The 25657-nt window shown below is 61.9% G+C and carries 27 protein-coding genes; 18 read left to right on the forward strand and 9 right to left on the reverse strand.

Annotation, left to right across the window (positions count from 1 at the left end; genetic code table 11):
* The first annotated feature begins 157 nt into the window (after window positions 1–157).
* Window positions 158–1231 (forward strand): LacI family DNA-binding transcriptional regulator, encoded by a 1074-nt coding sequence (locus Tal182_RS23810; RefSeq protein WP_064807004.1) that lies wholly within the window; start codon window positions 158–160, stop codon window positions 1229–1231.
* Between the two features lie 14 nt (window positions 1232–1245).
* Here Tal182_RS23810 and Tal182_RS23815 read toward each other — a convergent pair whose 3' ends face one another.
* Both Tal182_RS23815 and Tal182_RS23820 read right to left on the reverse strand, forming a co-directional pair.
* Window positions 1246–2277 carry an L-idonate 5-dehydrogenase gene (locus Tal182_RS23815; protein WP_085861257.1) on the reverse strand — a complete coding sequence of 344 codons (1032 nt, stop codon included), beginning with the start codon at window positions 2275–2277 and terminating at the stop codon, window positions 1246–1248.
* A gap of 10 nt (window positions 2278–2287) precedes the next feature.
* Window positions 2288–3229 (reverse strand): 2-hydroxyacid dehydrogenase, encoded by a 942-nt coding sequence (locus Tal182_RS23820; protein ID WP_085861258.1) that lies wholly within the window; start codon window positions 3227–3229, stop codon window positions 2288–2290.
* Between the two features lie 135 nt (window positions 3230–3364).
* On the opposite strand from Tal182_RS23820, the gene Tal182_RS23825 reads away from it, so the two are divergent.
* From Tal182_RS23825 to Tal182_RS23870, 9 genes are all read left to right on the forward strand, one after another.
* Window positions 3365–4129, forward strand: a complete 765-nt coding sequence (locus Tal182_RS23825) for an SDR family oxidoreductase (protein ID WP_064807008.1) — start codon at window positions 3365–3367, stop codon at window positions 4127–4129.
* Window positions 4130–4142: 13 nt separating this feature from the next.
* Window positions 4143–4697 carry a gluconokinase gene (locus Tal182_RS23830; RefSeq protein ID WP_085861259.1) on the forward strand — a complete coding sequence of 185 codons (555 nt, stop codon included), beginning with the start codon at window positions 4143–4145 and terminating at the stop codon, window positions 4695–4697.
* Window positions 4687–5580: an NAD(P)-dependent oxidoreductase gene (locus Tal182_RS23835; protein ID WP_085861260.1), complete on the forward strand. Its 894-nt coding sequence runs from the start codon at window positions 4687–4689 to the stop codon at window positions 5578–5580. The genes Tal182_RS23830 and Tal182_RS23835 overlap by 11 nt, the downstream gene beginning before the upstream one ends.
* A 107-nt stretch (window positions 5581–5687) precedes the next feature.
* On the forward strand, window positions 5688–7184 hold the full coding sequence (locus Tal182_RS23840; protein ID WP_085861261.1) for a sugar ABC transporter ATP-binding protein: 1497 nt from the start codon (window positions 5688–5690) through the stop codon (window positions 7182–7184).
* Between the two features lie 18 nt (window positions 7185–7202).
* Window positions 7203–8243: an ABC transporter permease gene (locus Tal182_RS23845; RefSeq protein ID WP_085861262.1), complete on the forward strand. Its 1041-nt coding sequence runs from the start codon at window positions 7203–7205 to the stop codon at window positions 8241–8243.
* A gap of 49 nt (window positions 8244–8292) precedes the next feature.
* A complete protein-coding gene (locus Tal182_RS23850; protein ID WP_064807016.1) occupies window positions 8293–9390 on the forward strand; it encodes a substrate-binding domain-containing protein in 1098 nt (365 codons plus the stop codon).
* A 92-nt stretch (window positions 9391–9482) separates the two neighbouring features.
* Window positions 9483–9821, forward strand: a complete 339-nt coding sequence (locus Tal182_RS23855) for a hypothetical protein (RefSeq protein WP_085861263.1) — start codon at window positions 9483–9485, stop codon at window positions 9819–9821.
* 244 nt (window positions 9822–10065) lie between these two features.
* Window positions 10066–11136: an LLM class flavin-dependent oxidoreductase gene (locus Tal182_RS23860; protein ID WP_085861264.1), complete on the forward strand. Its 1071-nt coding sequence runs from the start codon at window positions 10066–10068 to the stop codon at window positions 11134–11136.
* Between the two features lie 442 nt (window positions 11137–11578).
* Complete coding sequence (locus Tal182_RS23870; RefSeq protein ID WP_085861265.1) at window positions 11579–13510, forward strand: methyl-accepting chemotaxis protein; 1932 nt, start codon at window positions 11579–11581, stop codon at window positions 13508–13510.
* A 107-nt stretch (window positions 13511–13617) separates the two neighbouring features.
* On the opposite strand, the gene mctP is transcribed toward Tal182_RS23870, so the two are convergent.
* The 6 genes from mctP to Tal182_RS23895 all read right to left on the reverse strand — a co-directional run bounded on the left by mctP (window position 13618) and on the right by Tal182_RS23895 (window position 18130).
* Window positions 13618–15093 (reverse strand): sodium:solute symporter family monocarboxylate transporter, encoded by a 1476-nt coding sequence (gene mctP, locus Tal182_RS23875; RefSeq protein ID WP_085861266.1) that lies wholly within the window; start codon window positions 15091–15093, stop codon window positions 13618–13620.
* Window positions 15083–15280, reverse strand: coding sequence for a DUF3311 domain-containing protein (locus tag Tal182_RS23880; RefSeq protein ID WP_085861267.1), 198 nt, complete (start codon window positions 15278–15280; stop codon window positions 15083–15085). The genes mctP and Tal182_RS23880 overlap by 11 nt, the downstream gene beginning before the upstream one ends.
* Window positions 15281–15293: 13 nt before the next feature.
* Window positions 15294–15425 carry a hypothetical protein gene (locus Tal182_RS33125; protein WP_280952441.1) on the reverse strand — a complete coding sequence of 44 codons (132 nt, stop codon included), beginning with the start codon at window positions 15423–15425 and terminating at the stop codon, window positions 15294–15296.
* Window positions 15426–15526: 101 nt separating this feature from the next.
* Window positions 15527–16198, reverse strand: coding sequence for a response regulator transcription factor (locus tag Tal182_RS23885; protein ID WP_064807022.1), 672 nt, complete (start codon window positions 16196–16198; stop codon window positions 15527–15529).
* Window positions 16195–17580, reverse strand: a complete 1386-nt coding sequence (locus Tal182_RS23890) for a cache domain-containing protein (RefSeq protein ID WP_085861268.1) — start codon at window positions 17578–17580, stop codon at window positions 16195–16197. The genes Tal182_RS23885 and Tal182_RS23890 overlap by 4 nt, the downstream gene beginning before the upstream one ends.
* 85 nt (window positions 17581–17665) lie before the next feature.
* Complete coding sequence (locus tag Tal182_RS23895; RefSeq protein WP_064807195.1) at window positions 17666–18130, reverse strand: Lrp/AsnC family transcriptional regulator; 465 nt, start codon at window positions 18128–18130, stop codon at window positions 17666–17668.
* A gap of 162 nt (window positions 18131–18292) precedes the next feature.
* Between Tal182_RS23895 and Tal182_RS23900 the strand changes: the two genes are divergently transcribed.
* From Tal182_RS23900 to Tal182_RS23920, 5 genes are all read left to right on the forward strand, one after another.
* Window positions 18293–19072, forward strand: a complete 780-nt coding sequence (locus Tal182_RS23900) for an ATP-binding cassette domain-containing protein (RefSeq protein ID WP_064807025.1) — start codon at window positions 18293–18295, stop codon at window positions 19070–19072.
* Window positions 19073–19120: 48 nt separating this feature from the next.
* Window positions 19121–19894, forward strand: coding sequence for a transporter substrate-binding domain-containing protein (locus tag Tal182_RS23905; protein ID WP_085861269.1), 774 nt, complete (start codon window positions 19121–19123; stop codon window positions 19892–19894).
* Window positions 19895–19906: 12 nt separating this feature from the next.
* On the forward strand, window positions 19907–20632 hold the full coding sequence (locus Tal182_RS23910) for an ABC transporter permease subunit (protein ID WP_064807027.1): 726 nt from the start codon (window positions 19907–19909) through the stop codon (window positions 20630–20632).
* A gap of 13 nt (window positions 20633–20645) precedes the next feature.
* Complete coding sequence (locus Tal182_RS23915) at window positions 20646–21335, forward strand: ABC transporter permease (protein WP_085861270.1); 690 nt, start codon at window positions 20646–20648, stop codon at window positions 21333–21335.
* Between the two features lie 77 nt (window positions 21336–21412).
* Window positions 21413–22321: a homocysteine S-methyltransferase family protein gene (locus Tal182_RS23920; protein WP_085861271.1), complete on the forward strand. Its 909-nt coding sequence runs from the start codon at window positions 21413–21415 to the stop codon at window positions 22319–22321.
* 57 nt (window positions 22322–22378) lie between these two features.
* On the opposite strand, the gene Tal182_RS23925 is transcribed toward Tal182_RS23920, so the two are convergent.
* Entirely contained in the window at window positions 22379–22813 is a 435-nt protein-coding gene (locus Tal182_RS23925; RefSeq protein WP_064811901.1) for a helix-turn-helix domain-containing protein, read from the reverse strand.
* A gap of 206 nt (window positions 22814–23019) precedes the next feature.
* On the opposite strand from Tal182_RS23925, the gene Tal182_RS23930 reads away from it, so the two are divergent.
* The 3 genes from Tal182_RS23930 to Tal182_RS23940 all read left to right on the forward strand — a co-directional run bounded on the left by Tal182_RS23930 (window position 23020) and on the right by Tal182_RS23940 (window position 25656).
* Window positions 23020–24834 (forward strand): chloride channel protein, encoded by a 1815-nt coding sequence (locus tag Tal182_RS23930; RefSeq protein ID WP_085861272.1) that lies wholly within the window; start codon window positions 23020–23022, stop codon window positions 24832–24834.
* 136 nt (window positions 24835–24970) lie between these two features.
* Window positions 24971–25237 carry a type II toxin-antitoxin system Phd/YefM family antitoxin gene (locus tag Tal182_RS23935; RefSeq protein WP_085861273.1) on the forward strand — a complete coding sequence of 89 codons (267 nt, stop codon included), beginning with the start codon at window positions 24971–24973 and terminating at the stop codon, window positions 25235–25237.
* On the forward strand, window positions 25234–25656 hold the full coding sequence (locus tag Tal182_RS23940) for a type II toxin-antitoxin system VapC family toxin (protein ID WP_085861274.1): 423 nt from the start codon (window positions 25234–25236) through the stop codon (window positions 25654–25656). The genes Tal182_RS23935 and Tal182_RS23940 overlap by 4 nt, the downstream gene beginning before the upstream one ends.
* Window position 25657 lies beyond the last annotated feature (1 nt).

Here is a 25657-nt window from a genome sequence, read left to right on the forward strand (position 1 = left end):
TCGATATCATTCTGCCTTGTTTTGCAGTCTTCGTACAGAGACCCCACGGACTGTGGAACGACGCATTCCTGCAATAATATCGATTGTGCGATGATAGCGATAACTTTATCGTGTCCAGAGTTGCCCAACTCGGAAGCTGTTTTGAAAGCGGGGCCCATTGAAAAACGAGGATGAGCCAAAAGACAAGCGTCTCAAAGGAGGAGACGCCCAGAAGCTGACGATGGCTGAGGTCGCCAAATATGTCGGCGTATCGGCTATGACCGTCTCGCGCGCCTTTCGGCAGGATGCGAGTGTTTCCGAAGAGACGCGCAAGCGCATCATGGAAGCCGTCGATGCGCTCGGCTATGTGCTCGACCTTTCGGCCGGCAGTCTTTCCTCGCGGCGCAGCGGCTTCATCGCGGCGCTGGTGCCCTCCATCAACAATTCGAATTTCTCCGACACCGCCCGCGGCATTACCGATGCGCTGGAGAATACCGGCCTTCAGCTTCTTCTCGGCTATACCGACTATTCCGCCGAGAAAGAAGAAAAGCTGATCGAGGCGATGCTGCGACGGCGCCCCGAAGGCGTCATCCTGACCGGCGGTTCGCATACCGACCGCGCCCGACGCATGCTTGATAAGGCCGGCATTCCGGTGGTGGAAACCTGGGAGCTTCCGGAGGAGCCGATCAACCATGTGGTCGGCTTTTCCAACAGCGAGGCGATGTCGCTGCTGGTGCGGACGCTGGCGAGCCAGGGTTATCGGAAGTTCGGTTATATCGGCGGAACGACGGCGCGCGATACGCGCGGCAGCCAGCGGCGAAGCGGTTTCCTGAAGACCGTCGAGGAACTGGGCCTGGGGCCTGGTCGGGCGATTTCCTTCGGCGTGCCGCCGATCACCATGGAACAGGGCGGCCAGGCGATCGTGAGCCTGCTGGAGCGCTGGCCGGACACGGAAGTGGTTCTCTGCGTTTCCGACCTTTCCGCCTTCGGCGCGATCATGGAATGCAAGCGCAGGGGAATGAGCGTGCCGGGTGATATCGCCGTGGCCGGCTTCGGCGATTACGAGATCTCGTCGATCTGTCATCCCAGCATTACCACCATCAATGTCGACTGTTACGGCATCGGCCGTCAGGCCGCCGCCCGCCTGCTCGATGCCCTACAGGGCAGCGGCGAGGCGACCGGCGACGAGATTACATTGACAGGCTACAGGGTCGTTCTGCGCGAAAGTACCGATCGCAGCGGCGCCTCATAGGTTAGGCATAAGCGTCAGAAGGCGATCTGCACCTTCATCGACTTGCTGCGGTCGCTGGCCAGTTCGAAGGCGGCGACAGCCTCTTCGATGGCAAAAACCCCTGTCAGCAGCGGCTTCAGATCGACGCGGCGCGCATTGATCAGTTCGACGGCGAGCCCGAACTCCTCGTGAAAGCGGAATGTGCCGCGCATCTCAATTTCCTTGGCAACGATCATGTTCTGCGGAATGGAGACATCGCCGCCAAGGCCGAGCTGCACGAGAACGGCACGGGGCTTCAGCACCTCCAGGCCGGCGCGCACCGCCCGCTCATTGCCCGACGCCTCGAACATGACATCGAAATATCCCTTGTCGGCGCCGTAGGCGGCAAGTTCGGCGGCATCAGTGGCAACATTGATCGTTCGATCTGCGCCGCTGGTGCGGGCAATCGCCAGAACGCTGTCGGTGACGTCGGTCGCGACAATTTCGCGGGCGCCGAGAACGCGGGCGGCAACGATCGCCAGCATGCCGATGGGGCCGCATCCGGTGACCAGCACCCGCTTGCCGAGCAGCGATCCGGCGCGGCTTGCCGCATGCAGCGTCACGGCGAAGGGCTCGGCGAAGGCAGCCTCATGAATGGAAATGCCGTCGGCGACCTTGTGGCATTGCCAGCGCTCCGCCACCAGCCGCTGGCGGAAGCCGCCTTGAATGTGCGGCATGGGCATGGCGCTGCCGTAGAACCGCATGTTCAGGCAGTGGTTCTGCTGTCCCTTCAGGCAATATTGGCAATGGCTGCACGGCCGGCTCGGGGAAACCGCAACGCGGTCTCCAACGGCAAGGTCGCTCACGCCGGCACCCAGCGCCTTGACGGTGCCGGCGATCTCGTGGCCGAGGATCATCGGTTCGCGCAGGCGAACGGTGCCGAAGCCGCCATGATTGTAATAATGCAGGTCGGAGCCGCAGATGCCGCCGGCTTCAATGGCGATCTCCACCTGCCCAGCTCCGGCAACCTCCGGCTCGCGCTCTTCGATCCTGAGATCCTTGGCGGCGTGAATGACGATGGCTTTCATACCGGGATCCTCATACGACCGGAGTCGGAAGCGCGCGACCGGCAAAATGCGCGGCGAGATTGTCTCTGACCAGTTTGCCCATGGCCTTGCGGGTTTCGATGGTGCCGGAGCCGTGATGGGGCTGCAGCACGACGTTTGGCAGCGTCAGGAAGCGCGCATCGATCTTCGGCTCGTTGAGGAAAACGTCAAGGCCGGCGGCTTGGATGGTGCGGTTCTGAAGCGCTGCGATCAGTGCCTCCTCATCGACGGTCGTTCCGCGCGAAACGTTGATCAGCATGCCTTCCGGACCGAGCGCTTCCAGCACCTCGGCGTTGATGATCTTCATGGTCGCGGCCCCTCCGGGAACGATGACGATCAGGAAGTCGGCCCAATTGGCAAGCGCGACCAGATTGGCTTCATAACCATAGGCGACGTCCTGGTCCCTATTGCGGGCGAAATAAGAGATGTCGCAGCCGAAAGCGGCAGCCCGCTTGGCGATCGCCTTGCCGATCCGCCCCATGCCGACGATCCCGACCTTCTTGCCCGAAACCCGCGTTACCAACGGCATGGCGACATTGCCCCACTGGCCGGCGCGGACGAAAACGTCGGCCTGCGGAATCTGCCGCGCCGTGGCAAGCAGCAGTCCGGTGGCGATATCGGCGACGTCTTCGGTCAGTACGTCAGGCGTATTCGTCACGCGAATGCCGTTGGCGCGGGCATAGGTGAGGTCGATGGCATCGGTGCCGACGCCATAACAGGAGACGATCTCCAGCTTCGGCAATTGCTTCATCAGCTCGGCGGAGGCGCCGAGTTCGCCGCGCGTCGCAATGGCGCGAATATCCTTGCCGACGTTCGCAATCAGTTCCTGCTTGTCGGCCGCTTCCCACAGGCGGTGAACGCGATACTTCGCCTCCAGATCGACCATATCCCATTCCGGATAGGCTCCAGTCATCAAGATCTCTAGCTCAGGCATTCCGTCTCCGTCCCGCATTTTGATAGTTGATTATGTTATCGATAACATATAATCCGGAAAAGCGATGTCAAGTGAGTTTCACCTGAAGTGGCGGTATAAGCCGTCATTCGCAGCGACACCGGAGGAGTTATTTGCATGAAGAACCTGTTTGATCTGACCGGGCAGCTTGCCCTGATTACCGGCTCGAGCCAGGGGATCGGTTATGCGCTGGCCGAGGGCCTGGCGCAGCACGGCGCCGCGGTGGTCATCAACGGCCGGACGCCCGAAAGCGTCAAACGCGCGGTCGAGAGCCTCAAGGCGCAGGGACTGTCTGCCCATGCGGCCATCTTCGACGTAACCAGCAAGGACGCCGCCAAAGCGGGCATCGATGCGATCGAGGCCGATATCGGCCCGCTCGACATCCTGATCAACAATGCCGGCATGCAGTTTCGCACGCCGCTGGAAGATTTCCCGGCGGACAAATGGGAACTGCTGCTGACCACCAATATTTCGAGCGTATTTTACGTCGGCCAGGCGGCCGCCAAAGCCATGATCGCCCGCGGCCAGGGCAAGATCATCAACATCGCCTCGGTGCAGAGCGAACTCGCCCGCCCGGGCATCGCCCCCTATACCGCGACTAAGGGCGCGGTGCGCAACCTGACGCGCGGCATGTGCGCCGACTGGGCCAAACATGGCCTGCAGATCAATGCGATCGCGCCCGGTTATTTCAAGACGCCGCTCAACCAGGCGCTCGTCGACAATCCCGAATTCTCGTCCTGGCTCGAGAAGCGGACGCCGGCCGGACGCTGGGGCAATGTCGAGGAACTGGTGGGGGCCGCCGTTTTCCTCTCGGGCCGCGGCTCGTCTTTCATCAACGGCCACACGCTTTATGTCGATGGCGGCATCACCACCTGCCTCTGACAGGGACGCGACGATGGAGCTCGGGAAAGAAGTGCTACCTCTGGCCGTCGTGGTCATGGGCGTCAGCGGCTGCGGCAAATCCTCGGTTGGAGCGGGCGTCGCCGCGCGAAATGGCATGCGGTTTGTGGAAGGCGACCAACTCCACCCCGCCGCAAATGTCGAGAAGATGGCGAAGGGCATACCGCTCACCGACGACGACCGCCTGCCCTGGCTCGACCGGATCGGCGCGGAAATAAAGACCGCGCAAGACGCATCGCAGGGATTGGTGATTTCGTGTTCGGCGCTGAAAAGAAGCTATCGGGACAGGCTGCGGCAGGCGGCTGGCGGACGGCTGGCCTTCGTATTCCTCGAAGGATCGCGCGATCTGCTGCTGTCGCGGATGCAGGCCCGTCAGGGCCACTTCATGCCGGCGTCGCTGCTCGACAGCCAGCTGCAGACGCTGGAGCCGCCGACCGGTGAAGTCTGTGTTGTGACGGTGGCGATCGACATGGCTTTGGATGATATGGTGGCGCTGGCCTGTGAGGGGCTGAAAAGCGCGGCCATCAAGGGAGGGTTTCATGCAGGATGATTATCGAGCAGACGTCGCCGTCATCGGCGCCGGCATCATGGGAACGGCGATCGTCACGCGACTGATCGAAACCGGCCACAAAGTCTCCGTCTTCGATCTCGATGCCGAAAAGGTCGCGGCATTGACGGGCAAAGGCGCGCACGCGGCGAGCTCCGTGGCGAGTGCCGTCTCGGCGTCGGAATTCTGCATTCTCAGCCTCAATCACGCCAGCATCGTGCGCGCCGTCGTCTTCGGCGAGAACGGGGTTGCGGCGGCGGCGAGTGCCGACAAGCTGCTGATCGACATGTCCTCTATCGACCCTGCCGAGACCGCCGACATGGCGAAGCGGCTGCGTGCGGAAACGGGAATGGCATGGGTGGATTGCCCGCTGTCGGGCGGCGTGCCTGGCGCGCTCGGCGGAAAGCTGACGATCATGGCCGGCGGCAGCGCCGAGGATTTCGAGCGGGCGCGTGTAGTGATGCGGCATCTTGCCGCCAATTATACGCTGATGGGCGCCTCCGGCGCTGGGCAGACCACCAAGCTGATCAATCAGCTGTTCTGCGCCGTGCTGTTCCAGGCGGTCGCGGAAGCCGTCAAGCTCGCTGAGGCCGGCGGCGTCGATCCCTCAGCCATTCCGGCCGCTCTTGCCGGCGGCAGGGCGGATAGCCGGATATTGCAGGAATTCATGGCAAAATTCGCCGCCCGGGATTTCTCACCGACAGGCAGGATCGACAATATGCTGAAGGATCTGGACTCGCTTCAGGCCTTTGCGCTGAAGACCAAGACGCCGCTGCCGATGACGGGTGCGGTGGTGGAGATTCACCGCCTGCTTTGCGCCGCCGGTCTTGGGCCGAGGGACTCGGCCGAGATGATGCGCCTTCTCGATGGATTGCAGGCCGACTAACACCATCTTCCACGGCGTTGGAGATTGTCACTTTCCGCTTGACTACCGGGGAATGTTATCGATAACATATTTTCGTAAGGACAGCTGCAGCTTTGGGAGGAGCCACAGTGGAAGCCAAGAGACTGCTGGAGTTCCAATCGATCACCAAGAGCTTCGGCGGCACGCAGGCGCTGCGTGACGTATCGATCGATCTGCGCGAGGGCGAGATCCTGGCGCTGCTGGGCGAAAACGGCGCCGGGAAATCGACGCTGATCAAGACGCTTGCCGGCATCTACAAACCGGATCATGGCGACATCCTCTTTCGCGGCCAGAGCTACCATCATCGCCCGCCGAAACCGAACGAGCGCCAGCCGGTCGCCTTCATCCATCAGGATCTCGGTCTGATCGAGTGGATGACGGTCGGCGAGAATATGGGCTTGTCGCAGGGCTTCTCGATGCGCAGCGGCCTGATCGACTGGGGAAGGACGCAGGCGCGGGCCAAGGAAGCGCTAAAACTGGTCGGCTGCGACTTCGATCCGACGACGCGCGTCTCGGCCCTGTCGCGCACCGAAAAATCGCTCGTCGCCATCGCCCGTGCGCTTGCCGTCGAAGCCGATGTTCTGGTGCTCGACGAGCCGACGGCGAGCCTGCCCGCCGATGAAGTCGATCGGCTGTTCAACGCCATTCGCCCCCTGAAGGAGCGCGGCGTCGGCATGATCTATGTCTCCCACAGGCTGGACGAGATTTTCCGCATCGCCGATCGCGTCGCCGTGCTGCGCGATGGATGCATGGTCGGACAGAAGCCCGTCAGCGAGACCACGCCCGACGAACTGGTGACGATGATCATCGGCCGCAGCGGCGACAGTCTCTTTTCGAAGACCGAGATCAGGCCCGGCAAGGCGATCGTCAAAGTGCGCGATCTCGTCTGCGCCGGCACGAGCCCGATATCCTTCGATATAAGACAGGGCGAACTTCTGGGCCTCGCCGGCCTGCGCGGCGCCGGTCAGGAACGGATCGGCCGGGCCTTGTTCGGCTGCGAGCCCTTCAACGGCTCGGTGCTGCTGCATGGCGAGGCGCCGGATCTTTCAAGCCCGCGGCGGGCGATGGCCTCGGGCATCGGTCTGATTGCCCGTGACCGGACGGAGGAATCCGTCGCACTGTCGCTGTCCATTCGGGAAAATACCTATCTCAATCCTGGCGCCGTCGGCCGCGGGATTTTCTCCTTCCTGTCGCCGCGCGGCGAAGCCGATCTTGCCCATGCGATCGGTCATTCCGTCGGTCTCAGGCCGAACGATCCGGATCTGCCTGTCGAGGCGCTGTCGGGCGGCAACCAGCAGAAGGTCGTTGTCGGTCGCTGGCTGGCGACCGGCCGCAAGCTGCTGGTCGCGGAAGACCCGACCGCAGGCGTCGACATCGGCGCGCGCGCCGAAATCTACCGCCTGATCACCCAGGCGCTGGAAGCCGGTCTTGCGGTCGTCGTGGTCTCGACGGATTTCGAGGAAATCGCCCATATCTGCCACCGCGCGCTGGTTTTCTCGCGCGGCAAAATCGTCAGCGAACTGACTGGAAGTGCGCTCACGACGGAGGCGGTCATCACGGCCGCGTCCGCATCGGAGGCCGCTTAAGCCATCGGGAGAACAGCCATGCAATCCATTGAATCCACGGCGCTGGAGCCGACCAAGAGCGAAATGGCCGGGTTGTCCACAGGACAGAAGATCGGGCGCCTGATCCCCGTTTACGGGCTGGTGATCCTGACCGTCGGCCTGATCCTGCTCTTCTCGATCATGCTGCCCGATACCTTTCCGACCCTCTTGAACGTCCGCTCGATCGTCTCCGACAAGGCGATCATCGCGCTTCTGTCGCTCGCCGCGATGATTCCGATGGCGTCGGGGCGCATCGATCTGACCGTCGGTTACGGCATCGTGCTCTGGCACATTCTCGCCATCAGCCTGCAGACGGTCTACGGCCTGCCCTGGCCGGTGGCGGTTGTCATCGTGCTTGCCCTCGGCGTCCTCACCGGCTTCATCAACGGCCTGCTGGTCGAAGTGGCGAAGATCGACAGCTTCATCGCCACCCTCGGCACGGGAACAGTCCTCTATGCGCTCGCTCTCTGGCACACCGGCGGCCGGCAGGTGGTCGGTGTCCTGCCTGAGGGATTCTATGCGCTGAACGGCACCATGCTGTTCGGCCTGCCGATCACCGGCTTCTACGTGCTGCTGATCGCCATCTGCATGTGGATCGTGCTCGAATACCTGCCGATCGGCCGTTATCTCTATGCCATCGGCGCCAATCCCAAGGCCGCCGCGCTCAACGGTATTCCGGTGCGGAAATTCGTGATCGGCGCATTCGTCACATCAGGCCTGCTGGCGGCCCTGACCGGTGTCCTGCTCGCCTCGAAGCTGCGCATCGGCCAGGCGAGCGTCGGCCTCGAATATCTGCTGCCGGCGCTTGTCGGCGCATTTCTCGGATCGACGACGATCAAGCCGGGCCGGGTGAACGTCTGGGGCACCTTGATCGGTGTCATCATCCTGGCGGTCGGCATTTCTGGAATTCAGCAATTCGGCGGGTCGTTCTTCGTCGAACCGCTGTTCAACGGCGTGACTCTGCTGATTGCCATCGGCATTGCAGGCTACGCCCAGCGCAAGCGCGGAGCTGTGAGGAGGATCACACCCGCATCCAAATGAGGATGCCGGCTCACCGGCATTTCATAGCAAACAAAATGGAGGAGTGAACATGAAGCGCAGAACTTTAATGCGGGCAACGGTTGCAACCGTCGCTCTTATGCTCAGTGTGCCGGCAATGGCGGATTCGATGGCTGACGCCAAGGCCGTGGTCGACAAATATGCGTCCAAGGTGAGCGCATGGGATGGCCCGACCAGCGGCCCCAAGGGTGCGAGCGGCAAGAACATCGTCATCCTTGCCGCCGATATGAAGAACGGCGGCATCCTCGGTGTGGCCAATGGCGTTCAGGAGGCGGCAGGCGCATTGGGCTGGACGGTGAAGGTGCTCGACGGCGCCGGTTCGATCGGCGGGCGCACGGCGGCTTTCGGCCAGGCCATGGCACTGAAGCCGGATGGTATTATCATCAACGGTTTCGACGCGGTCGAACAGAAGCCGGCTATGGAAGCGGCCAAGGCGGCCGGCATTCCGATGGTTTCCTGGCACGCCGCCTCGGCGGTCGGCCCGGTTCCTGAGGTCGGCGTCTTTGCCAATGTCACCACCGATGCGATGGAAGTGTCGAAATCGGCGGCAGACTGGGCCTTCGCCGACGCCGGCGGCAAGCCGGGCGTCATCATCTTCACCGACTCCACCTATGCGATCGCGATCGCCAAGGCCGACCGGATGAAGAAGGAGATCGAGGATCTCGGCGGCACCGTCCTCGAATATGTCGACACGCCAATCGCCGAAACCTCCCAGCGCATGCCGCAGCTCACCACGTCGCTCTTGCAGAAGTACGGCGCCAAGTGGACGCACTCGCTGGCGATCAACGACCTCTATTATGACTTCATGGGACCCTCGCTCGCTTCGGCCGGCATTGCCGGCGACGGAAAGCCGGTGAATGTCGCAGCCGGTGACGGCTCGGAGAGCGCCTATCAGCGCATTCGCGCCAAGCAATACCAGGCCGTCACGGTCGCTGAGCCGCTCAATCTCCAGGGCTGGCAGCTGGTCGATGAACTCAACCGGGCCTTCGCCGGCGCGCCATGGTCGGGCTACGTGTCGCCGCTTCACGTGGTCACCAGCGCGAACGTCGAATTCGACGGCGGACCGAAGAACAGCTTCGATCCCGATAACGGCTACCGCGATCAATATAAGAAAATCTGGGGAAAATAAGCGTTCCCGAGGGCGCATCGACCGATACGCCCTCCCCTCATTTCATCACCTCGACATCGATCCGGCTCCCCGAGTTTTGGAAAAGAGAACCTATGATCATTCGCTACGCTTTGTTTGAAGGCGAAATCCATCCCGGCCGGGAAGAGGAATTTCGCGACTTTGTGAGACAGCGCCTTGTCCCGCTCTGGACGAAATTTCCGGGCGCGGAGGAAATCCGAGTGCTGGATGGAATGGAGCGCGACGAAGGCGCGCCGATTTATGCCATGGCGCTCGCCATTCGCTATCCTCACATGGAGGCTGTGAACGCGGCGCTTCTCTCCGACGTGCGTTTTGAGAGCCGCGAGGTCACCGGCGAGCTTCTGGAGCTCTTCACCGGCAAGGTGCATCATCACATATTCCAGGCCAATGAATACCCGCCGGCCACTGCCTGACATCGAGGATGCTGGCGATCAAGCTTGCCGAGAAGCGCCTGCGGACAAGGATCTCAGGCGCATTTTTTTTTCCCGTGCATCGACAATCCGCTGATGTCCGATGCGGCTGCGCGCTCTGGCAAAATTTTTTATTAGTGATGCCATTAACAAATTAAATAGTCTACGTATTTAGTGGATAATATTCCATCCTGCCACGCATCGTTTCTGCAGCCAGCCTTTCCGATCACCAGACCCGCGGCGTAGCATGAGTAATCATTCCGAATTTCTGTGGTATATTCCGAACGACGTCAGGCCCGGCCATCGCGGCGATACCACCGTCGAAAGTCACAATAGCCTGGAGACGCTGACCAGCCATGCGAAGGCGCTGGAGGAGCATGGCTGGAAGGGCGCGCTCCTCGGCACCGGCTGGGGCCGTCCCGATACCTTCACCGTCGCGGCCTCGCTGGCCGTGCGGACCACCACCTTCGAACCGCTCATTGCCATCCGACCGGGTTATTGGCGGCCGGCAAACTTCGCTTCCGCGGCGGCGACGCTCGACCACCTGACTGGAGGCCGGGTGCGAATCAATATCGTCTCGGGCAAGGACAACCTGGCGGCTTATGGCGATAGCGAGGGCGATCAGGCGCATCGCTATAGCAGAACAAAGGAGTTCATGCGGCTGGTCCGCAGACTATGGACTGAAGAAAATGTCACCTGGGCAGGCGATCATTTCCGGGTTGCCGAATCCACTGTGGTGCCGCCCATCGAGGAGCGCGGCGACCGCCGGCACCCGAAACTCTATTTTGGCGGCGCCTCCGAAGCGGCCGAACGGGTGGCTGCCACAGAGGCCGATGTCCAGCTTTTCTGGGGCGAGCCGCTCGAGGGCGTCCAGGAACGGATCGGGCGACTTAAAAAACTGAGCCGAGAGCTCGACCGCGACCTCCCGCCGCTGGAATTCGGGCTGCGAATAACGACGCTGGTCCGCGACACGACGGACGAGGCCTGGGCCGAGGCTGAGGCGAAGGTCGCCGAGATGGCAAGGAGCAACGGCACCGGCTGGCACGATCACCAACGCGCGCTTGCCGTCGGTCAGCAGCGGCTGCTCGATCTTTACGAGCGCGGCGACGTGCTCGACGATAATCTCTATACCGCTCCGGGAAAATTCGGCGGCGGTGGTGCAGGCACCACTTGGCTGGTCGGTTCAGCGGACGACGTCGCCCGCTCGCTGCGCAAATACCAGGATCTGGGGATCACGCATTTCGTGTTGTCCGATACGCCCTATCTCTCCGAGATCAAGCGGCAAGGCAACCAGCTTTTGCCGCTGCTGCGTAAATAAGCCGAAGGCGCCGGTACCTGGCGCCGGGCAAGAAGATCAGAACCAGTGTATCTGAAACATAGGATGGATGGCGACTGCATCGGGCAACCAAGCATACCGCCATTTATCCATTCTCCGCAGAAAAACGCCGCAAAATATACGAACGGCGCAGCATACTGGCGCTCCGCTCACCCCGTTTACATTCCCTAAAGGATATCCTCTTACCGTTTAACTTATCGGAGCGACGTCCCAGAGATGGTCACCTACGCCATGAGGGCGATCGGGCATCCGGATCGCGCATGAAATCGGCTTTGGCAGCTTGATAGAGGCCCGCACATTGGATGTGCTGCCGCCTATTGTGTGCGCGCTCCGGCCAAAGAGCTCCCGCATTTGCGCCAGATGCGCCGACGATCCTGGCAGCAATGACACCTGTGACAAACCTCCCATGCGACGGAGAGTGGTAATGAACAGCATTAAGAATTCCGGGATTGCGGTGCGTCTCGCTCTTGGCTTCAGCTTCCTGATCTTGCTGATGGCCGGCCTGAGCATCTACGCAACGGTGAAGGTCGCCGAGATCAACAGCAATCTTCAAACAATCAACGACGTCAACAGTGTCAAGCAGCGGTTCGCCATCAACTATCGCGGCAGCGTGCACGATCGGGCGATCGCCGTTCGCGACGTGACCCTGGTGACGTCTGTCGATGAACGCAGGGCGGCCGAGGCACTGATCGAAAAGCTGGCGGCATCCTACGCCGAAAACGAAAAACGCATGGCTGATATGGTCGCCTCCCCGGCTGGCGCGACCGACCAGGAAAGGTCCATTCTGAAGGAGATCGCCGACATACAGGCAAAAACCAATCCCCTGGTCGCCCAGATCATCGCGCTACAGGAGAAGGGCGACGGCGAGGCTGCCCGCAAGATCCTGCTCGAACAGGCGCGGCCAGCCTTCATTGCCTGGCTTGGCGCCATCAACAAGTTCATCGACTACCAGGAAGCATTGAACAAATCGATCGGCGGAGACGTCCGCAGCACGGCGAGCGGCTTCAAGCCGATCGTTCTGACGGCGCTCGGCATCGCGGCTGTTCTTTCCGTCCTCGCCGCGGTCGTTACCGCGCGCACGATCGTTGGTCCGCTGGCAAAACTACAGCTTTCGCTGAAAGCGATGGCGGAAGGCAATCTCGATGGCGATCGTCGCCTCGAAGCGCGTGGCGACGAGATCGGCAAGCTCGCCCGCGCCGTCGCGGGATTGCGCGACGCCATTTCGGCAAAGGCGGAGCGGGAAGCCGATGCGGAAGCCAGACGGGCTGTGGCGGAACGGCACCGGCTCGAACAGGATGCCGAGGAGCGCCGCACCCTTGCCGAGCAGACGGACCGGGCTGTCGGCCAGCTTGGCAGTGCATTGCAGGCGCTGGCCCATGGCGATCTCACGCAGCAGATCGGCACGCCGTTCATCCCGTCCCTGGAAAAACTCAGAGCCGACTTCAATTCCGCGGTCGAGAAGCTCCGTGCCGCCATGCAGAAGGTTGCCGAGAACGCCAGCGCCATCGCGGCCGGCGCACAGGAGATCCGCTCCGCTTCGGATGATCTCGCCAAGCGGACCGAGCAGCAGGCCGCCTCCGTCGAGGAGACCGCCGCTGCCCTGGAAGAGATCACGACCACCGTTGCCGACTCCAGCAACAGGGCTCAGGAGGCTGGCCAGCTCGTCCGCAAGACGAAGGACAATGCGGAGCGCTCGGGCAGCGTCGTCCGTGACGCGGTCGATGCCATGGGCAAGATCGAATCCTCCGCCACCGAAATCGGCAGCATCATCGGCGTCATCGACGAGATCGCCTTCCAGACCAACCTGCTGGCGCTGAACGCCGGCGTCGAGGCGGCCCGCGCCGGTGAAGCCGGCAAGGGTTTTGCCGTTGTTGCCCAGGAAGTACGCGAACTGGCGCAGCGTTCCGCCAAGGCGGCAAAGGAAATCAAGGAGCTGATCAACGCGTCGAACGGCCATGTGAAAAACGGTGTCGCCCTGGTTGGCGAAACCGGGAAGGCCCTGCAGGAGATTGCGGTACAGGTGCAGCAGGTCGACGGCAATGTCGGCGCCATCGTCGGCGCCTCGCAGGAGCAGGCGACCGGGCTGAAGGAAATCAATACCGCCGTCAACAGGATGGATCAGGGCACCCAGCAGAACGCCGCCATGGTGGAAGAGGCCACGGCCGCCGCTCACAAACTCGCCAAGGAAGCCGACGCATTGTTCCAGCTCCTGGGCCAGTTCAACATCGGTGGAGCAGTGGCATCGAGGCGCATATCGCAGCCGGCTCCCGCGGCACAGCATGCTCAGCCCGTGGCTTCGCCGGCGCGCCAGATGATTGCCAAGGTCGGCAGGTCGTTCCAGGGGAATGCAACCTAGGGGAACGCGGCATTGGCCGGCGATTGGGAAGAGTTCTGAACCACACGGCAATCTGCCGAAAATGAAGTGATGAAGGGCAGCGATTGCTGCCCTTCGTATTTTTTGGTTTACGCCCGGGCGGGGACCTTGGACGGTAGCAGGGCGTTGACGATGACGGCGACGCCGATATTTGCTGCGAGCGCCAGCAGTCCGGTGTAGACGGTGAAGGGTTCGCCGCCGAGGCTGATCAGGTGCAGCGGCTTCCAGCCGGCGTCCCAGACGAGGAAGGTGCCGCCGCAGAACCCGACGAACCAGCCGGCAAGCAGCCCGGGCGCACGGAACCAGTTGGTGTAGAGGCCGAAGACCAGGGCCGGAAGCGTCTGCAGGATCCAGATGCCGCCGAGCAGCTGCAGGTCGAGGGCGAACTGAGTCGGGAGGAAGATGATGACGAGAAGTGCGCCGACCTTCACCACCAGCGACGTCACCTTCGCGACCTTGGCTTCGCCCGCATCGCTGACCTTGGAATCGACATAGGCCTTCCAGAAATTGCGGGTGAAGAGGTTGGCGGCGCCGATGCTCATCACCGCTGCCGGCACCAGTGCGCCGATGGCGATCGCCGCAAAGGCGAAGCCGGAGAACCAGCCCGAAAACAGCGTCTTGAACAGGGTGGGAACGACGTCATTGGCGCTATCGAGCTTCAGATTGGCGGCATGGCCCATATAGCCGAGCAGCGCCAGCAGGCCGAGCAGCAGCGTATAGGCGGGCAGCATGATCGCGTTCTTGCGGATCGTCTTGCCGCTGTTGGAGGCAAAGATGCCGGTCAGAGTATGCGGATACATGAAGGCTGCAAGCGCCGAGCCGAGAGCGAGCGTAGCATAGGCGACATACTGGTTGCCGCCGAGCAGCAGGCTGCCGGAGCCTTTGGCCTGGAAGGCCGCATCGGCCGAGGCGAAGACATTGGCATAACCGCCGAGCTTCGACGGGATCAGAGCGACCGCCGCGATCACCACGATATAGATCATGATGTCCTTGACGAAGGCGATCAGCGCCGGAGCGCGCAGGCCCGCCGAATAGGTATAGAGCGCCAGCACGATGAAGGCGATCGCCAGCGGCAGTTCGCCATGCAGCCCGAGCGCCTTCAGGACCGCCGTCATGCCGACGAGCTGGAGGGCGATGTAAGGCATGGTGGCGATGACGCCGGTTGCCGCGACCGCGAGTTCGAGACCGCGCGATCCGTACTGGCCGTGAACGACGTCGGCTGCTGTCACATAGCCGAATTCCTTGGCGCGCTTCCACAGCACCGGCATGACCATGAAGACGAAGGGATAGACGACGATCGTATAGGGCAGCGCGAAGAAACCGTAGGCGCCGACGGTATAGACAAGCGCCGGGACGGCGATGACTGTATAGGCGGTATAGAAGTCGCCGCCGACGAGGAACCAGGTGATCCAGGTGCCGAAGTTGCGCCCGCCGAGGCCCCATTCATCGATATGGGCGAGCGTCTCGGGCTTGCGCCAGCGGCTGGCAACGAAGCCCATGACGGTGACGAGAGCGAAGAAGAAGATGAAGACGGCGAGCGCCGTGCCGTTGATGTCAGTCGTCATGGCGAACGCTCCGATAGGCGATCCAGGTCAGCGTCGCCGTGATCGGTACCCAGAGAAGCTGATACCAGTAGAAGAAGGGGAAGCCGAAAAGCGACGGCTCGCGAAGATTGTAAAATGGCGGCCAGAGCAGCCCTACGTACGGAATGATCAGCAGCCAGAGCGCTGCCTTGCTATGTGGTTTTTCCATGTCGGGATCCCTTTCAGGCGCCGCGGGCGGCGGTCGCCATGTTCCAGTTGTCGGCGTGGAAGGCAGGTCTGTCAGTCGGCGGCCGCGGCGAGCGCGGTTCGGATCGCTCGATCTTTCCAGCCGATCGAAAGCGGATGTAACGCATGTGAATTCCTCCCAGCGACTGACACTTGGCCAGCCGCGGATGGAGTCCTATGGCGTCGGTTTTGTCCTCACAAGATGGGCACGGGGCTGAAATGCCGGGGCCTACCCAGAAGTGGGTAGGCGCGGGTTTCCACTGATTTTCGAGACGATACCGTGATCGAGCGCATAGCGGATGAGGCCGGCCGTGGTGGCGATGCCGAGCTTCTTCTTGAGGTTCTTGCGGTGCGTTTCCGCCGTGGCGGCGGTTATACCGAGCGCTTCGGCGATCTCCCTGTTGCTCCTGCCGGCAACGATCAGCCCGAGAATGTCGCGCTCGCGAGGCGTCAGGGGATCACTGCCCTCGTCTGCGCGTTCGCCCATCAGCGCGTCGAAGACGCCCGAGGAGAAATAGGTGCCCCCGGCCGCCACGGTGTCGATGGCCGAGACGATCTCGTCGGTCGAAACATCTTTGAGTACGTATCCGGCAGCGCCATGCATGACCGAGGAGGAGATATATTCGCGGCTGTCATGCATGGAGAGCATTACGACACGGGCCTGGGGAAGCTCGCTCCTGAACAGTTCGATCGCATCGATGCCGCTGAGTTTCGGCATGTTGATGTCCATCAGCACCACCTGCGGCTGGACCTGTCGGGCGATATCGAGGCCAGTTTGCGCAAGCCCGGCGGTGCCGGCGACTTCGATATGGTCGAATGTCTCGAGCACGGCTTTCAACCCGTCCAGCACCAGCGGATGGTTGTCGATCAGGAGAACCCTGATTTTCGGCCGTTCGGTCATGCGGCTTCCGCCAGCTTGCCGGCCGGCAGATTGGCCGACCTCGGCATCATTGCCGTCAGCGTCGTGCCGGACTCGCTGCTGTTGATGAGCAGCAGGCCCCGGAAGTGGGCCATCCGCTCCTGCATGTTGCGCAGCCCTAGGCCTGATCCGCCGGCTGCGCCGTCCTTGCTGCCGTCGAAGCCGGTGCCGTTGTCTGAAATCGTCATGCGGGCGCGGCCGCCGTCGCACCAGAGCTTCACCGAAAGCGTCGAGGCGCCCGAGTGCCGCTCGACATTGTTGAAGGCTTCTTGGGCGACGCGATAGAGGGCGGTGTTGGCCTCGGCTTTCAGCGTGCCGGTAAAGCCTGAAGCGTCGATATCAGTCTCAATCCCCGTCCGCTCTGCGAAATGATGACAGAGCGCCTCCAGTGCGGCCGTCAGGCCGAGATCGTCGAGCACGCGGGGGCGCAGATCGTGCGAGAGCCGCCGTATTTCCTTGATGGCGCCGTTCAGCGCCTCGACGCCCCGATCGATGGTGAGCGCTGCATCGTCGACATTGGTCCTGACCTTGCGGCCGGCGAGATCCATCGCATAGCGCACTCCGAGAAGGTTCTGGGAAATGCCGTCGTGCAGCTCGCGGGCGAGCCGCGCGCGTTCTTCCTCCTGGGTATCGATGACCCGCTGCGTCAGCTCCTTGAGTCGGCTGTCGGCCATACGGCGCTCATGGAAGGTCAGCAGCATGCAGGTCGTGAAGACGACGAGCACCGAGGGTACGGCAATCAGCGCGACGATGACGAAGGTTCGTCTGATATTGGCGCGCGTCACGGCGTTGGCGGCAGCACTCTGGGCAAAGACGTCATCGAGATAGACGCCGGTTCCCACCACCCAGTGCCATTTGTCGAGGCTGACGACGAAGGAGAGCTTGTCGGCGATCTGCCCGGTCGACGGTTTCTGCCATTTGTACTGATGCAGGCCGCCGCCAGCTTTTGCCGTGGCGATCAGCTCGGCAATGACTTTGTCGCCGTCAGGATCGGTCAGATTCAACCAATTTTGCCCATGCCGGAAGCTCTGGCGCGGATGGACGATATTGTTGCCGTCATAGTCATAGACGAAGAAATAGCCATCCCTGCCGTAATCGAGCGAGGTCAGAATTTCAGCCACCCGCTGCTTGGCGGCTTCGTCGTCGGGACCGGCCTTGTCGTAGATCGCCTGGATGGCGGACAAGGCAAGGTTGGTCAGGTTGAGGATTTCGGTTTCCTTCGTCTTCAGCATGTTCTGCTCGAACGTATCGATGCTGTTCTTGGCGAGATTTGCCGATTGCCAGGTGATGAACGTGGTGATCGCAAGGATCGAAATGACGAGCGGGACGATCGCCAATGCGATGATCTGGTGTCGTAGGGTCAAGGCTCGTTCCTCCCGAAATTGCGTCCGGAATTATGCCCTTTGTCCGACATGAGTCCAGCAGCTTGCCGGCGGCACGAGCTGGTGGCTATTCCAGCGGCACGAATAAGCCGAGCTTGACGTCCCGCAGCACGACATTGGTGTGCATGCGGCGGATCTGCGGATTGTCAGCCATGATGAGGGCGGCGATGTCATCATAATGCTCGACGTCGCGGGCGGTAACGATCGCGATCAGATCGACCGCGCCGGTGACGTAATAGACCTGCTGGATATGATCCTGTTTTTCCGCCCAGACGCGGAACTTCGCCAAGGCGTCGTAATTGTCCCGCTCGATCTCCATCCCGACGATGAACACCATCGATGTCCCCGTCGCCTTCCGGTCGAGGACTGCGACCTCCGCTTTGATGATCCCTTCCTCGCGCAGGCGTTTCAACCGCCGCTGCACGGCCGAGACCGACAAGCCCACTCGCTCGGCGATCGTTTCGGCCTTCAGCTGGCAGTCGCGCTGAACGATATCGAGGATGTCACGGTCAAAACGATCCAGTTGTTCCATTATCCAGTCCAAATCTTGCCGCAGCATTTTACGCGTTCTGCTGCATTCGCCGCGTGAAGAAGATTATTTTGCACAAAATACGCAGAAGAGACAAAAATTGCGCGAAAAAACCGCGCAGCTTTATCATTATCCTTCGCAAATTCAGTTCAGCCGGACCCATGCATGTCGGATCAGTCCATTCCTGCTCTTCGCGTCGAAGATCTTCATAAAAGCTTCGGCTTGCAACAGGTTCTCAAGGGTATTTCGGCCGAGGCCCATAAGTCTGACGTCATCTCCATTATCGGGTCGTCCGGTTCTGGCAAGAGCACCTTCCTCAGATGCATCAATTTTCTAGAAACGCCGGATCGCGGCCGCATCGCCGTGAACGGCGAGGCGGTCGCTCTGAAAACCGGCCGCGGCGGGCGGCTGCAGCCGCAGAGCTGGCGGCAAATCGAGCGGCTGCGAACCGGGCTTGGCATGGTCTTTCAGAGCTTCAATCTCTGGGCTCATCGGACCGTGCTGGAAAACGTCATCGAGGCGCCGGTGCATGTCATGGGCGTTTCCAGGCGCGAAGCGATCGAAAAGGCAGAAGCCCTGCTGCACAAGGTCGGGCTCTTCGACAAGCGTGATGCCTATCCCGCCTTTCTTTCCGGCGGCCAGCAGCAGCGCGCGGCGATCGCAAGAGCGCTTTGCGTCGATCCCGCCGTCATGCTGTTCGATGAGCCAACATCGGCGCTCGATCCCGAGCTCGTTGGCGAGGTGCTGAAAGTCATCCGCGATCTGGCGGAAGAGGGCCGGACGATGCTGATCGTCACGCATGAAATGCGCTTCGCCCGCGACGTCTCGAGCCGTGTCCTCTTCCTGCACCAGGGACGGATCGAGGAGGAAGGCCCGCCGGAGCAAGTCTTCGGGGCGCCCGTCAGCGCCCGCTGCCGGGAATTCACTCGTCTCACCGCCCACTGACCCCGCTTCCAGTCATCACCCATCACACGAACCAGGAGAATCCTGCGAATGAAACTGCTCCCCACGCTTTTCGCCGGCGTCGCATTTGCACTTTCCGCCGTCGCGGCACAGGCCGAAGTCCGCTTCGGCGTCATGAACGAATCTTATCCGCCCTTCTTCGCTAAGGACGCTTCGGGCGAATGGCAGGGATGGGAAATCGACCTGATGAATGCCGTCTGCGAAGAGATGAAGGAGAAGTGCTCGATCGTCGAGATCTCTTGGGACGGCCTCATTCCGGCTCTTGAGAGCAAGAAGTTCGACGTGATCTGGTCGTCGATGTCGAATACCGAGGAACGCTCGAAGGTGATCGACTTCACCGACAAATATTACAACACGCCGAGCACCCTGATCGGCCCCAAGGACCAGAAGCCGGGCGCCACGGCCGAGGATGTGAAGGGCAAGACCATCGGCATCCAGGTGTCGACGATCCAGTCTGAATATTACAAGAAGTACTTTGCCGCTGTCGCCGAGGAAAAGACCTACCAGACGCTCGACGAGGCTTTCCAAGACCTCGCTGCCGGCCGCATCGACTATGTCTTCGGCGATTCTCTGGCGCTCGACGCCTTCCTGAAAAGCGATGCCGGCAAGGATTGCTGCGCTAACATGGGCGATGTCGCCGACGACAAGGAGATCCTCGGAGCTGGCGTTTCAGGCGGCCTGCGCAAGGAAGATACCGAATTGAAAGCCAAGCTGAACAAGGCAATCGCCGCGGTGCGCGCCAGCGGCCAGTACGACACGATCACCAAGAAATACTTCGATTTCGATATTTACGGCGCGAAGTAAGCACTTCTAGAGATGGCGACTGCGCAACAAGGCATTCTGGACCTGCTGTCCCCCTATCCTCCGGGATGGGGCGGCGTTCTCTTGGCAGGTGCAGTCTCCACGGTCGCCATCTCGGCCTGCGCCTTTGCTGTCGGTCTGCTGCTTGGCACGGGCGGTGCGCTGGGGAAGCTCTCGGGCAATCCAGTGCTCCGCCTAGTGCTCGATCTCTATACGACGGTCATTCGCGCTGTTCCCGAGCTGATCCTGATCGTCGGGCTTTATTATGCCGGAACCGATGGCCTCAACCGGCTGCTGGCGGTATTCAACCTGCCGCCGGTCGAGGTGAACGGTTTCGTTGCCGCCGTCGCCGTGCTCGGTTTCGTGCAGGGCGCCTATATGACCGAGGTGCTGCGCGGCGCGATCCTTGCCATTCCCGTCGGCCAGATCGAAGCCGCCAAGGCTTTCGGCATGGGACCGGTGCTGCGCTTCCGCCGCATCCTGCTGCCGGCGCTGTTGCCGAACGCGCTGCCGGGTCTTGCCAATCTGTGGATGTCGGTCACCAAGGACAGCGCGCTGGTCGCGGTCGTCGGCTATCAGGAACTGGCGCTCGCCACACGTCTCGCCGGGGCAAGCACCAAGCACTACTTCGTTTTTTTCCTCGCCTCGGCTCTTCTCTATCTCGCCATCACACTCGCTTCCAACGCCGTCTTCAAACTGATCGAAGGGCGGGTGCGGCGGGGACAGCCGCGCCTTGCCTGAAGAAAGCGGCCCCATGAGTTTCACCTGGATCTCCTCCTATTGGCCGCTGCTTCTGACCGGCGCCTGGCAGACCGTAGCGCTGCTGGTCATTTCCGTGGTGTTCGGTTTCGTGATCGCCATCGGTCTCGCTTTCGCGCAGGTCAGCGGCGGCAGGCTGACGCGGCTTGCCGCCCGCGGCTACTGCACCTTCTTCCGCGGCACGCCGCTGCTCATCCAGCTTTGGCTCCTCTATTACGGGATCGGCTCGCTGCTGCCCATGATCCCCGGCATCCGCCAGAGCCTGTTCTGGCCGATCCTGCGCGAGGGCTTTTTCTTCGCTTCGGTCAGCTTCACGCTGAATTATGCGGCCTATGAGGCTGAAGTGCTGCGCGGCGCGCTGCTTGCCGTTCCCAAGGGTGAGCTCGAAGCCGGTCGGGCCTTCGGCCTGTCGCCCTGGAAACTCACCCGCCGCATCTGGCTGCCGCGCGCCATTCGCATCGCCCTGCCGACCATCGCCGGGGAAATCGTCATGCAGCTCAAAGCGACGCCGCTCGCCTTTACGGTGACGGTGATGGATCTCTACGCCGTCGCCAACAAGGTTCGCCAGGACACGCTGCTCGTCTACGAGCCGCTCATCGTCGTCACCCTCTTTTATCTTGCCCTGACCGCGGTGATCGCCCACGTCTTTCGAGGTCTCGAAGCGCAGGTGCCGGTTCGCCGCTAGGCCACGAAAAGCTCGCCACTTTGTTTTGAAAAGCCCGCTGCCGGTAACGGCGCGACAGCCTGAATGGAGACTACCTCATGAGCACAACGCGAATTCTCGATGGCGGCATGAGCCGCGAGCTTCTGCGGCTGGGCGCCGAACTGAAGCAGCCGGAATGGTCGGCGCTGGCGCTGATGAATTCGCCCGACATCGTGCGGGAGGTACACAGGGAATTCATCGCCGCCGGCTCTGAGATCGTCACGACGAACAGCTATGCGCTTGTGCCCTTCCATATCGGCGAAGACCGCTTTCAGCAGGAGGGGCCCGCCCTGATCCGACTTGCAGGTCGTCTGGCGCGCGAGGCCGCCGATGGCGCGACCGACCGGAAGGTGCTGGTCGCCGGCTCGCTGCCGCCGATCTTCGGCTCCTACGAGCCTGAGAATTTTCAGCCTTCGCGGGTGCAGGACTATCTCGAGGTGCTGGTCGAAAACCTCGCTCCCTTCGTCGACCTATGGCTCGGTGAGACTTTGAGCCTGATTGCCGAGGGCGAGGCCGTCCGCAAGGCGGTGGCGGCATCGGGCAAGCCGTTCTGGATTTCCTTCACCTTGGCAGATGACGAGGCGGCGATCAGGGACGGCGCGCCGAAACTCCGCTCCGGCGAAAGCGTCGCGGAGGCGGCGTCCTGGGCGGTTTCGTCGGGCGCGGCGGCTTTCCTGTTCAATTGCAGCAAGCCCGAGGTCATGCAGGGCGCGGTCGAGACGGCGGCGCGGGTGTTCCGGGAGAGGAATGCTCCCATCGAAATCGGCGTCTATGCCAATGCCTTCGAAGGGGAAACAGGCGAGGCAGCCGCCAATGAAGGCCTGCACGATACCCGTGACGACCTGAACGACGATGCCTATTCGCGCTTTGCCTGTTCCTGGGCCGAGGCCGGAGCGACGATCATCGGCGGCTGCTGCGGCATCGGCGCAGTGCATATCCATCGCCTCAGGAACACGCTCTTCGGTTGAAGGGACGGCCGACGAGATGCAGGCTGGGACGATGGCTACATCTGCCGGCTCTGTCACTCACTCGGCCTTCGGCGCCGTCTTTTGAAGCTCGAGAAGGAGCTCGATCAGTTTCGGGGCCATCACCCTGATTTCTGACAGATGCACGGCGCTCAGTCTGGTCAGAAGCTCGTCGGCCTTGTCGGTCAGGGCGAGCGTCTGGCGGCGCCGATCGGCCGGGTCGGCATGGCGTTCGACGAGCCCGGCATCCGACAGCCGCCCGACAAGCTCGGTCGCCGTATGGGGGGCGATGATCAGCCTATCGGCCAGCATGCCGATGGTCATCGCTTCGCCGCGTTGGCCCTTGATCGCCAGCAGAGCCTGGTGCTGCTGCGGAGGCAGCCCTTCCGACTGTGCGGCGGAGGCGCTGAAATCCATGAATTGACGAAGTGCGAATCTGAGGTCGGCAAGAGCCTCGTAATCCTCCCGTCTCAGCGGCGGCGCGGCTTTCTTCAAACTCGTTCTCCTCTGCCGCTCGTCCGCAGTTGGTGATCCGTGCGGGAGTTATTTCCGGTCTCGAATAGATGGGCAAGCGTCAGCCGGTCAAGGGAAGCATGTTCAAAAGACATGTTCGTCTTCACGCTTTCATCCGTTGATTTATATCGTATTACGATATATTCAAGCCGCTCAAGCATACCTATTTCCGCGTAGCAGAGGCTTCCATGTCGCAGCATCAAACCAGCAACCGGCCGCACGACTTTACGGGCGGTCTTTCCCGGCGCGAGGCCGGAGATTTCACCACCGACAGGCGGGTTCTCGTCCTGATCGGCATGGCCATCATCATCGGCTCCGCCGGCGCCTTTGCAGCATGGTGCCTCGTCAGCCTTATCGCGCTGGTGACCAATGTCATCTGGTTCGGGAAGATCGGCATCGAGCCCGCCTCGTTGGCAGGCGTGACGCGTTCGCTGTGGGTGGTGCTGGTGCCGCCGCTCGGAGGGCTCGTCATCGGGCTGATGGCCCGCTTCGGATCCGAGAAGATCCGCGGCCACGGCATCCCGGAAGCGATCGAGGCCATCCTGATCGGCGGCAGCCGGATGTCGCCGAAGGTCGCTGTCCTGAAGCCGCTGTCTTCGGCGATCTCGATCGGAACGGGCGGTCCGTTCGGCGCCGAGGGACCGATCATCATGACCGGTGGCGCGATCGGCTCGCTTTTTGCCCAATTCTTTCACATGAGCGCGGCCGAGCGGAAGACGCTGCTCGTCGCGGGTGCCGCCGCAGGCATGACGGCGATCTTCGGCTCGCCGATCGCCGCGGTCATGCTGGCGGTCGAACTGCTGTTGTTCGAATGGAAGCCGCGCAGCTTCATTCCCGTCGCCGTTGCCGCCTGCGTATCGATCTGCTGGCGCCCCCTGCTGTTCGGCGCCGGGCCGCTGTTCCCGACCCATTTCCAGGTGACCCTGCCCTGGTGGGGAATTTTCGCCTGTGCGGCAATGGGCATCATTTCAGGTCTGCAATCCGGCTTGCTGACGACGCTGCTCTACAAGATCGAGGACCTGTTCGAAGCATTGCCGATCCACTGGATGTGGTGGCCGGCGCTTGGCGGTCTCGTCATCGGTCTCAGTGGTCTGATCGAACCGCGGGCCATGGGCGTCGGATACGACATCATCGACGGGCTGCTCAACAACCGGTTGCTCGCACCGGCCGTACTGTCGATCCTGCTGGTGAAGACGATCATCTGGCTGTTTGCCCTGTCGTCCGGCACTTCGGGCGGCGTGCTCGCGCCGCTCCTGATTTTCGGCGGCGCACTCGGATGGCTGGTCGGCATTGCCATGCCGGGCAACGATCCCGGCTTCTGGGCACTGCTCGGAATGGCCGCGATGATGGGTGGAACCATGCGCGCACCGCTGACGGGGACCTTCTTCGCAATGGAAATCACCGGCGACGTCAGCACCCTCGTTCCCCTGCTCGCGGCAACGGTGGTGGCCTATGCCGTCACGGTCCTGCTGCTGCGCCGCTCGATCCTCACCGAGAAGATCGCGCGCCGCGGCCAGCACATTACCCGCGAATATGGCGTCGATCCGTTCGAGCTGTCCCGAGCCAGGGAGATCATGATCAGCGATGTCGACACGCTTCCTGTCAGCATGACGGTCGGTCAGGTATGCGACTTGTTCGTCTCTCAAGAAAAAACGCACCGGATCTATCCGGTGGTCGATGCTGCGGGCAGGCTGGCCGGCATCGTATCACGGGCCGAGGCCCTTCTCTGGCAGGGGAAGCCTGATCTCGCCGCCCAGACGCTTGCGGAAAATGTAACCGATGACTCCGTGCCAGTCGGGCATCCCGATGATACGGTCGCCTTCATCGCCGACCTGATGCTGTCGACGGACAGCGGCCGCATTCCGATCGTCGATCCAGCATCGGGCAAGCTGTGCGGTCTGATCGCCCGCAAGGATCTGCTGCGGCTGCGCAGCTCCTATCGGTCGGCGGAACTGGACCGGCGGCCTTATCTGACGGCCGGAGCGAGGAGCAGGCCTTCATAACGGTCTGCGGTCTTTTCCTGGCAATGTGTGAGCCGAGCGTCTTCGGCCCACACAAGCGAACCAATGACGGCTGCTTGCCACTCACCCAGTTTCGGCTTATATAGTCACTATAGTCATTCTGGTCAGGAGATGCGCGATGCAGCCGCCACCGCAAGCCGATGAAAGCTGGACCGTTGCCAGCGCAAAGGCGAAGCTTTCCGAGGTCATCGAACGCGCGCAATCCGCGCCGCAGACAATCACACGCAACGGCAAGCCCAGTGTCGTCGTCGTCTCTGCCGAGGAATGGCAGCGGAAGACCGCCCGCAAGGGAACGCTTGCCGAATTTCTGATGCAATCGCCCTTACGCGGCGCCGATCTGGACCTTGAACGTCAACGCGATGAACCGCGTGATCCGGCGCTGTGAAGCTTTTGCTGGATACCAATGTCCTGTCCGAGGTGACCAAGCCGAACCCCGACGTGCGCGTCCTTGAATGGCTGGGCAAGCTCGACGAGGATCATTCCTTCATCAGCATCGTGTCGGTAGCGGAGATCCGGCGCGGCGTTGCGCTGATGGACAAGGGACGCAAACGCGACGCGCTCGCCGAATGGCTCGCCCACGACCTGACGCAACGCTTCGAGCATCGCATCATTCCGGTGGATGAACCGGTTGCCCTGGCCTGGGGAGACCTTATGGGCCATGCAAAACGGAGTGGCCGCGGCCTGTCGTCGATGGACGGCCTGATCGCGGCGACAGCGATTGCTCATCATTTCAGCCTCGCGACGCGCAACATTAGGGATTTCGAGGGTTTTGGGATCGAACTGATCGATCCCTGGGCCGGGTGAA

Origin of the sequence: Rhizobium sp. TAL182, assembly GCF_002117725.1 — a bacterium.
GTDB classification, from domain to species: Bacteria; Pseudomonadota; Alphaproteobacteria; order Rhizobiales; family Rhizobiaceae; genus Rhizobium; species Rhizobium esperanzae.

What these genes read in the sequence shown, in the direction of transcription:
- Tal182_RS23815 (WP_085861257.1), bottom strand. Translation starts at nt 2,277, where the DNA reads ATGAAAGCCATCGTCATTCACGCCGCCAAGGATCTCAGGATCGAAGAG.
- Tal182_RS23820 (WP_085861258.1), bottom strand. Translation starts at nt 3,229, where the DNA reads ATGCCTGAGCTAGAGATCTTGATGACTGGAGCCTATCCGGAATGGGAT.
- Tal182_RS23825 (WP_064807008.1), top strand. Translation starts at nt 3,365, where the DNA reads ATGAAGAACCTGTTTGATCTGACCGGGCAGCTTGCCCTGATTACCGGC.
- Tal182_RS23830 (WP_085861259.1), top strand. Translation starts at nt 4,143, where the DNA reads ATGGAGCTCGGGAAAGAAGTGCTACCTCTGGCCGTCGTGGTCATGGGC.
- Tal182_RS23835 (WP_085861260.1), top strand. Translation starts at nt 4,687, where the DNA reads ATGCAGGATGATTATCGAGCAGACGTCGCCGTCATCGGCGCCGGCATC.
- Tal182_RS23845 (WP_085861262.1), top strand. Translation starts at nt 7,203, where the DNA reads ATGCAATCCATTGAATCCACGGCGCTGGAGCCGACCAAGAGCGAAATG.
- Tal182_RS23850 (WP_064807016.1), top strand. Translation starts at nt 8,293, where the DNA reads ATGAAGCGCAGAACTTTAATGCGGGCAACGGTTGCAACCGTCGCTCTT.
- Tal182_RS23855 (WP_085861263.1), top strand. Translation starts at nt 9,483, where the DNA reads ATGATCATTCGCTACGCTTTGTTTGAAGGCGAAATCCATCCCGGCCGG.
- Tal182_RS23860 (WP_085861264.1), top strand. Translation starts at nt 10,066, where the DNA reads ATGAGTAATCATTCCGAATTTCTGTGGTATATTCCGAACGACGTCAGG.
- Tal182_RS23870 (WP_085861265.1), top strand. Translation starts at nt 11,579, where the DNA reads ATGAACAGCATTAAGAATTCCGGGATTGCGGTGCGTCTCGCTCTTGGC.
- mctP (WP_085861266.1), bottom strand. Translation starts at nt 15,093, where the DNA reads ATGACGACTGACATCAACGGCACGGCGCTCGCCGTCTTCATCTTCTTC.
- Tal182_RS23880 (WP_085861267.1), bottom strand. Translation starts at nt 15,280, where the DNA reads ATGGAAAAACCACATAGCAAGGCAGCGCTCTGGCTGCTGATCATTCCG.
- Tal182_RS33125 (WP_280952441.1), bottom strand. Translation starts at nt 15,425, where the DNA reads ATGCGTTACATCCGCTTTCGATCGGCTGGAAAGATCGAGCGATCCGAA.
- Tal182_RS23885 (WP_064807022.1), bottom strand. Translation starts at nt 16,198, where the DNA reads ATGACCGAACGGCCGAAAATCAGGGTTCTCCTGATCGACAACCATCCG.
- Tal182_RS23895 (WP_064807195.1), bottom strand. Translation starts at nt 18,130, where the DNA reads ATGGAACAACTGGATCGTTTTGACCGTGACATCCTCGATATCGTTCAG.
- Tal182_RS23900 (WP_064807025.1), top strand. Translation starts at nt 18,293, where the DNA reads ATGTCGGATCAGTCCATTCCTGCTCTTCGCGTCGAAGATCTTCATAAA.
- Tal182_RS23905 (WP_085861269.1), top strand. Translation starts at nt 19,121, where the DNA reads ATGAAACTGCTCCCCACGCTTTTCGCCGGCGTCGCATTTGCACTTTCC.
- Tal182_RS23910 (WP_064807027.1), top strand. Translation starts at nt 19,907, where the DNA reads ATGGCGACTGCGCAACAAGGCATTCTGGACCTGCTGTCCCCCTATCCT.
- Tal182_RS23915 (WP_085861270.1), top strand. Translation starts at nt 20,646, where the DNA reads ATGAGTTTCACCTGGATCTCCTCCTATTGGCCGCTGCTTCTGACCGGC.
- Tal182_RS23920 (WP_085861271.1), top strand. Translation starts at nt 21,413, where the DNA reads ATGAGCACAACGCGAATTCTCGATGGCGGCATGAGCCGCGAGCTTCTG.
- Tal182_RS23930 (WP_085861272.1), top strand. Translation starts at nt 23,020, where the DNA reads ATGTCGCAGCATCAAACCAGCAACCGGCCGCACGACTTTACGGGCGGT.
- Tal182_RS23935 (WP_085861273.1), top strand. Translation starts at nt 24,971, where the DNA reads ATGCAGCCGCCACCGCAAGCCGATGAAAGCTGGACCGTTGCCAGCGCA.